This window comes from Mesorhizobium sp. M2A.F.Ca.ET.039.01.1.1 (assembly GCF_003998035.1).
In the GTDB taxonomy this organism is placed as follows: Bacteria; Pseudomonadota; Alphaproteobacteria; order Rhizobiales; family Rhizobiaceae; genus Mesorhizobium.
On record NZ_RZRY01000355.1, the window covers coordinates 1 to 6634 of the forward strand.

The following is a 6634-nucleotide window of genomic DNA, read 5'->3' on the forward strand; positions in this document are numbered from 1 at the left end:
AACCACCGCCGCATCAAACTGAAACTGAAAGGGCTGAGCCCTGTGCAATACAGGACACAGCCCTTAAATCCACCAGCTCAATGAACCGTCCAACTTTATGGGGTCAGTTCAGCATTCCGGGGCCTTCTCGATTTTGACGAACTAAGCACGCCGCCGGTCAATTTGGTCCACTAGAAACGCGTCGGCCTATTCTACTATCGTAGGTCGGCATCTGGTTTCAGGCGGTCAGGCCCGCAAAAAACGGACGCGGAGCAGTACATGGAAAGTGCTCGGCCATACATTTGCCCTTTGCAACACAGATTCCACGCCGGCCTTGCGTGACTCGAACACGCGACCTCATTATTAGGAAACGCTCGGTCCGCTTCGTTGCCGGCCAACTTTCCATGAAATCCCCTCCCCGCTCATGATCCCGGAGACCTCCTTCCCGACATGTCGGTCAAGCACTGGCCGCCATGGCACGAGAGTGAACTGACGCGATTTCTCGATGACTGCATATTTCCCGCCAGCGAGCTCGACCGATCGGAGTATCTTTCCTTCCAACCGATCTCCAGGTTTCGCTGCAAAATAGGAGAGCCTGAGCTCGTCCGAAAGCTGATCGGCAACGCGGTTCAGCTCACGCTGACGCAGGATCGAAATCATGTTGGCGCGATAGACGATCCGGTCCTGCTCTTCGTGCGCGAGTCCTTGAGCAATGAGCCACTGCCGCCGTTGGATTTGTGCCTCCCGCACCTCGCGGCCAAAGCCGGAGTCGCGCAAGGCCGCCGGTCCATTGGAAACCAACTCCCTGTCCAGCCAAGTCGCGCCGTCGAAACCAACCTGCTTTTCCATCGGTATTGAAGAGAGCTTCTCGAGGACGACAGGCCCCGCCCTCGCCCGCTGGCGCTCGTAGTCGGAGACCCGATCGAGATGGTCCGGCGCGATGGTCCAGGTGCCATCTGGCTGGCGTTCCAAGCCGCGGGTGGCTCGCCGGATCGCCTCCAGCCTCCTGACATGCGTTTCGGCAAAACGTTCGGTGGCGGACGGCTCATGCTTCAGATGGATGTCGATGCTGTAGTGCCCGCCATTCGCCGCGGCGATGTCGGCAACAGTTCGATCAACCTGCCTGGGCTCGGTCTTCCGCGGCTTGACACAGACGACGCAGCCGTCGGGCGTCGGTTCGGTGGCCTCGCCTCTGCCGACGTCGATGTAGTGGCTTTTGCCATCGACACCGTCGACGATAAGGTAATGCCGGTCGTTCATCTCGTCTGACAGCCCGCGCACGATGACGCGGCCGACCACGGGCTCGGCATTTTGTCCTGCATCGTAGACAACACAATCGGCGGCACTGCGCGCGAGTCCCTTGCTGGACAGTTCGCGATGCACGGTTTTGATGATATCGCCCCGCTCGCCCAAGCGACGCAGCGTCGCTTCGAGCTCGTCGTTCAGGCGCCACCGGCCCGCGGCGATCTCCGTTGCAAGACCCATCCGCTCGAGCTTGCGCAACCTGCCCTGATGCAGTGTCTGGCGAAATGCGTCGCGTCCGTCGGTCGCAACAAGTCCTTCGCTGTCGCGCATTCGTAGCAGTTGGCGGTCGATACTGGTGAAGCGTTCCTGCTCCATCTCGTGGCGCAGGCGCTGCTCGATCTCGTGATCGGTGCGCGGACCGAGATCGAGGCTCACCAGCTCGGATACCCGCTCCCGTAACCCAGAGGATATGTACTCCCGCGCAATGACGAGATTCTCGCCGCGGTCGTCCTTGCCGCGGATGATGATGTGCGTATGCGGATGGCCGGTGTTGAAATGATCGACGGCAACCCAGTCGAGCTTGGTGCCGAGATCTTCCTCCATCTGCGCCATAACGCGCCGGGTCAGTGGCTTGAGATCGTCGTACTCAATGCCGTCTTCGGCGGCGACGATGAAGCGAAACTGATGCCGGTCACCATCGGCACGATTGATGAAGTCCTTGCTCTCGACGCGGTCTCTGTCGGCACCGTAGAGCTCGCCGGGCTCGCCTTGCCGGGTGACGCCGTCGCGCTGGAGGTAGCGCAGGTGCGCGCGTGCTCCGTCCGCACCTTTGCCAGCCAGCTTGACCACCCGCGCCTTGATCACAACCCTTCGCTGCCGGAAGGCGGCGTAGCGATCGCGTGACTTGAGCAGCGCGGCGGCCGCCCCTCCGCGCCCAACCCGACTTCCAGTGAAATAGTTGCCGCGCCGCGACTTGCCACCGGCTCGGTTGATCGAGGCCCGAAGTTGATTGGCGAACCGCTTCCCTGCTTTCGAGCCCCGCGACCCGATTTTGCCAAGCTTTGGCCTGAATTCGTCGTCTGTCATGCAAGCCTCTTGGATAACTGCAGCACAATCAACAGCTTGCGCACCTCAGCCTCCTGGTGCCGCTGGAAGCCTCCTGAGAAAACGATGTGCAGACAAAGACTTGACCGCCTCTTGGAGGCGGTACCTTTATCTTGCCTTCCGCGAATTCCGTCCCCTCCGCCTCCAGCCAGCCGGCCCATCTCGCGCTTATCTGCCAGAGCCTGAGCTTTGCGATCCGAGCGGCACCAGAATTCCCCCGTTCGAACCGCTCGCCGGCACGCCCTCGCGAAGGAAAAACAACTCTCGTTCGGAGGCGATTCTCGACGCCTTCTCGCGACGAAATTTGCCCTTGAAGTCGCCCATCTCCGCAGCCGAAATACCGGCCGCCGTGAGCTTCCTGAGATAATCAACGGTCTCCGCCGGCAGCGGTCGTCCGCGCTGCAAATGGTCGCCGTATCGCTCCGGTCCGGCGTTGTAGGCAGCGAACAGGCCGGGGAATCCGAAGCGGTCATACATGGCGCGCAGGTACCCCGTTCCCGCCAGAATGTTGTCGCGCGGATTGTAAGGATCGGCGCCCAGACCGTGCTCGACGCGCATCTCACGATAGGTTTTGGGCATGACCTGCATGAGACCCATGGCGCCGGCGCGCGAGGTGATGGGACGGCCGTCGAGCACGGTCCTGCCGCCGCTCTCGGCATCCATGACGGCATAAATCCAGCTTTCGGGAACACGGAAACGTTGGCTTGCTTCCGATACGAACTGCTGCCACTTTCCGAGCTGCGGACTTGAGGAGATGGCGACCGGCTCAGCGCCGGTCGAGGCGGAACAGCCGCATGGCGCGACAGCGATCATGCCAATCATCAGGAGGGTCACTCGGGCCATAGTGGCACGAGCCTCCCGATGATGTTCGCCGTCGGAACAGGCCCGAAATACCGGCTGTCGAAAGAGCGAGGCGCCTCGCTATTGAGCAGGAAAACCTCGTTGCCCGAGAGCGCGCGGCAATCGTTCCACCACGGCATCGTACGGCCTCGCATATCGGTCGCCAGCCGTCGCGCGACGATTTTCCCGCCGATAATGATCGCCTCATTGAAGGCGCAGACATGCTCGCGCGGCAGCGCTGCGACACGCTTCACCAGCGGCACGTTGCGAGGCAGATAGCCACGTTGAGCAGCAAGATCGGCGATGAAGTCAGGTGCACGGGCGAGCACCAGATCGCCGCGCACTGGGTCTCCAGCGACGACGCGGTAGAGACCAACCGGCACGCTTGCCGAGGCGTTCCAGACGAGCCAGGGTGAAGGTTTGGCGAAGGCGCAAAGGCCGATCAGGGCGAGGCCAACCGCGCCGCTGGCGATCACCTTGAGCGCCCGAATTCGGCGCAGTGCGCTGCCGACCAGATGGATGGATGGGCGCCGGCTCATGCGCGGCCTCCATCATCTGTATCGGCCTCATTCTGGCGGCCTTTCGACCAGGCATCGAGCTCGTCGATATGATAGCGAACGAAGCGGCCGTGCTTGCGGAACTTTGGGCCGTGGCCCTTCAGCCGCATCTTTTCCAGCGTCCGCAGGGAGAGCCCGATATAGAAAGCAGCCTGCGCAGTGTTGAGGAACGGACTGCCCTTTTTGGCGCGGGCAGCGCGCTCGTTTTCGTCGTCCATGATGATCCTCGTTTCGCCGATTGGAGACTGCGGCGAGGATCAGCGAGAGAGAGCGCTTGCGGGACGGGCGAAGAGTCGGTCGGAAGTTTTCGCCGCCCCTTGAGGCGGCCTGGAAGGTCCTTAGAGAAGCCCTCGCGCCGACGGCGCGAGGGCTTTTGGCTTCGCCGATCAGTCGGCCGGGTTCCAGATGATGGCGTAGGTGTCGTCATCGTCCTGGCCGGCGGCGCGGCCGAGATTGGCGTAGAGCTTGCGCGGGCCGAACTCGGGTGCTGCGATCGACAGGCTCACATAGTCCTTGCCGGAAGACTCGCCGGTCCGGACCCAGCCGGCACCGACTTCTACGCCTTGCGTCAGCACCCGGAAGTCGGGATGAGTGTCGGCACTCTTGGCCTGGTTGGGCACGATGGCGATGTCGGCGCGGACGCTCAGCGTCTTGAGCTGGCCCTTGTAGCTGCCGTTCTCCTGCTTGGTGACGTAACCGATCGCGGTCATTTGAAGTCTCCTTTTGGTTCTCGCCGGGGGCCATTCCCCTGCGATGGCGGACCGTGATGGGCGCGTCCGGACAGCCCGAACCCGTAGGGCCGAAGCGGCAGCGGAGGACCCTAGCGGACGGCTTTTTTGGAGCGAAGCGGGCGCGAGGAGCCGCCAAAGGCGGCGGGGAAAAAAGCCGGGCGCGAGGGTTTCGGGCGGGCCGGATCCGCCCATAGGTCGACAAGCCAGCCGCAGGGGAATGGTCCCCGGCGACAAGCAAAAAGAAGCGCCTGGGTGACGCGGTCGCCAAGCCCAAGCAGCAGTCGAGACGGCGACAGGATCGCGGACGCTCCGTGCCGTGCCAGCGCCATCGTGCCCATGCGACAGAGCGCCAGATTGCTCTCAGCGGGCAGGTGGTCGCTTGCAGGACAATGGGAAGGGCGTGACGGAAACCGGAGCTGTGTCGTGCGGCCACGGAAGGCTTTGCCAAGCTATCGATGCGGCCCGGCATGCGGACGAGCGGCGACGTCACAAACGTCGCCGCTGCCATCCAGAAACGATCATTCAGACACGAACAGCTGCTGGACCTTCGCCCATTGATCGGCGGTGCGGAAGCCGCCACGGTTCGTGTAGCTCGCCACCGGAAAAGCCATCCAGCGCGGCAACCAGCCGTCAGTCTTCGGCCGACCATTTTCGCCGGAGAGGAAATCGCGGACGATCTTCTTTTGCGTCTTCACCTTCTCCGATGCGTTGCCCTCCGCGACGTGTTTTCCGCCGACATCGGCAAGCATTTGATTGGCGACCTCCCTGTCGTGCAACAGCTCGAAGAAGGCGTCGTCCGCTTGCCAATAGGCGCGCATGTCGAGGCCAAGATGATTGCCGAGCCGCCTCGACAACGGCGCTTCCGGCGGCAAGCGTCTCCGCCATGACGAGCGCCAGAACGCGCATGACGTCGTCATCTGAGAGCGTCAGCAGCCGCGAGAACACACTCGCCAGCGCGAAGTCGTCGCCATTGCCGCCGGCGACCGGGCCATCCTCATCGATCGCGCCGAGCAGGGTCAAAACCTCGCTCCGCTTCTCGGCAAACGCCGCTTCGGCCTTGCAAGCGGCAATGCTCGCGGCGACCGTCTCGTTGGCGGCGCGCTGCGGATCGGGACGCACCTGCCACAGGCTTGAACCAACAATGGCATGCGCCGCCATCAGGCGGAGTGCGACATCGCGATGGTCGAGAAGGCCCAGGCGAACGGCGGCATGTCGATGCAGATCGACATAGTTCTGCATCGGCCCGCTGAGTTCGGGGCGCGACGGCTTGGCCGGTGTTTCGGCCCGCTCGCCCACCTCGCCATTCAAGCGGGCGCGGCGCGCTTCCTTGAGCGACAAGTAGCCTTCATGACACTCGACCTCGCCGCGCTGCGAGACGGCAATGACGACCTTGCCGCCTTTCTTCTTCGGCGTCTTTTCGTAGTCCCACGAATGGAAATACTGGCCGGCCTCGAGCACCACCACCTCGGGCCAACCGGCTTCGACATAGGCGTCACGCTTCGCCGCGATGGCCTCGTTCTGCTTTTGCCAGAACAGGTCCGCATCGGCGAAAAAACTGTCCTCGCCGAACAGGTCTGAGACGATCAGGCCGGGATAATCTTCGAGGGCAAACAACGCCACCTTCGTCGAAATCGACTGGCCGCCGAACAGCCATTGCTTCAATTGCCAGCCGCGCGGCGCTCGGTTGTCGGGATCGGAAAACAGCGCCAGCCAATCCTTCTGCTGCGCCTTCGAGGCCATGGTCAAATGACGGACGGTCTCGGTGTCGATCTCCTCGCGCCGATAAGCCTCGCGTATCTTCGGCAGCAGATCGCCGAGCGCCAGTATGCGCTTCACCTGATGCTCGGTGAGGCCAAATGTGGTCGCGATGCCAGCAATGGTGCGACCCTCCTTGATGAGGCGCGTGAAGGTTTCCCATTGCGAAACCTCGTCAGGGTCGACGCGAGCGAAATTTTCAATCAGCGAGGCTTCGAGCGCATCGGCGTCGTAGCCGTCCTCCATGATGACGCATGCCAGCGGATCGGCCTCGCCACGCTCGTCGGCGACCGTTTTGGCAGCGAAATAGCGCCGCCGTCCGGCGACAATTTCGAAGCTGTCGGGCGAGCCGTTGGGCCGCACCAGCAGCGGCACGAGAACACCGCGCGCCCGCACGGACGGCAGGATGTCGGAGATATCCGG

7 protein-coding genes are annotated in these 6634 nt (G+C 62.8%); 1 reads left to right on the top strand and 6 read right to left on the bottom strand.

Annotated elements, in window-relative coordinates; translation table 11 throughout:
- The coding region (locus tag EOA24_RS23435; RefSeq protein WP_133374584.1) for an IS3 family transposase at positions 1-84 on the top strand (84 nt) is incomplete at its 5' end.
- 258 nt (positions 85-342) lie between these two features.
- On the opposite strand, the gene rlxS is transcribed toward EOA24_RS23435, so the two are convergent.
- The 6 genes from rlxS to EOA24_RS23465 form a co-directional block, all read right to left on the bottom strand.
- Positions 343-2310: a relaxase/mobilization nuclease RlxS gene (gene rlxS / locus EOA24_RS23440; protein ID WP_127410107.1), complete on the bottom strand. Its 1968-nt coding sequence runs from the start codon at positions 2308-2310 to the stop codon at positions 343-345.
- Between the two features lie 186 nt (positions 2311-2496).
- Positions 2497-3171 (bottom strand): lytic transglycosylase domain-containing protein, encoded by a 675-nt coding sequence (locus EOA24_RS23445; protein ID WP_127410108.1) that lies wholly within the window; start codon positions 3169-3171, stop codon positions 2497-2499.
- Positions 3159-3707, bottom strand: coding sequence for a S26 family signal peptidase (locus EOA24_RS23450; protein WP_127410109.1), 549 nt, complete (start codon positions 3705-3707; stop codon positions 3159-3161). The genes EOA24_RS23445 and EOA24_RS23450 overlap by 13 nt, the downstream gene beginning before the upstream one ends.
- Entirely contained in the window at positions 3704-3943 is a 240-nt protein-coding gene (locus EOA24_RS23455) for a helix-turn-helix domain-containing protein (RefSeq protein ID WP_127410110.1), read from the bottom strand. The genes EOA24_RS23450 and EOA24_RS23455 overlap by 4 nt, the downstream gene beginning before the upstream one ends.
- Before the next feature lie 168 nt (positions 3944-4111).
- Positions 4112-4435: a DUF736 domain-containing protein gene (locus EOA24_RS23460; RefSeq protein WP_127410111.1), complete on the bottom strand. Its 324-nt coding sequence runs from the start codon at positions 4433-4435 to the stop codon at positions 4112-4114.
- 651 nt (positions 4436-5086) lie between these two features.
- A partial coding sequence (locus EOA24_RS23465) for a ParB/RepB/Spo0J family partition protein (RefSeq protein ID WP_245501837.1) occupies positions 5087-6634 on the bottom strand: 1548 nt, incomplete at its 5' end.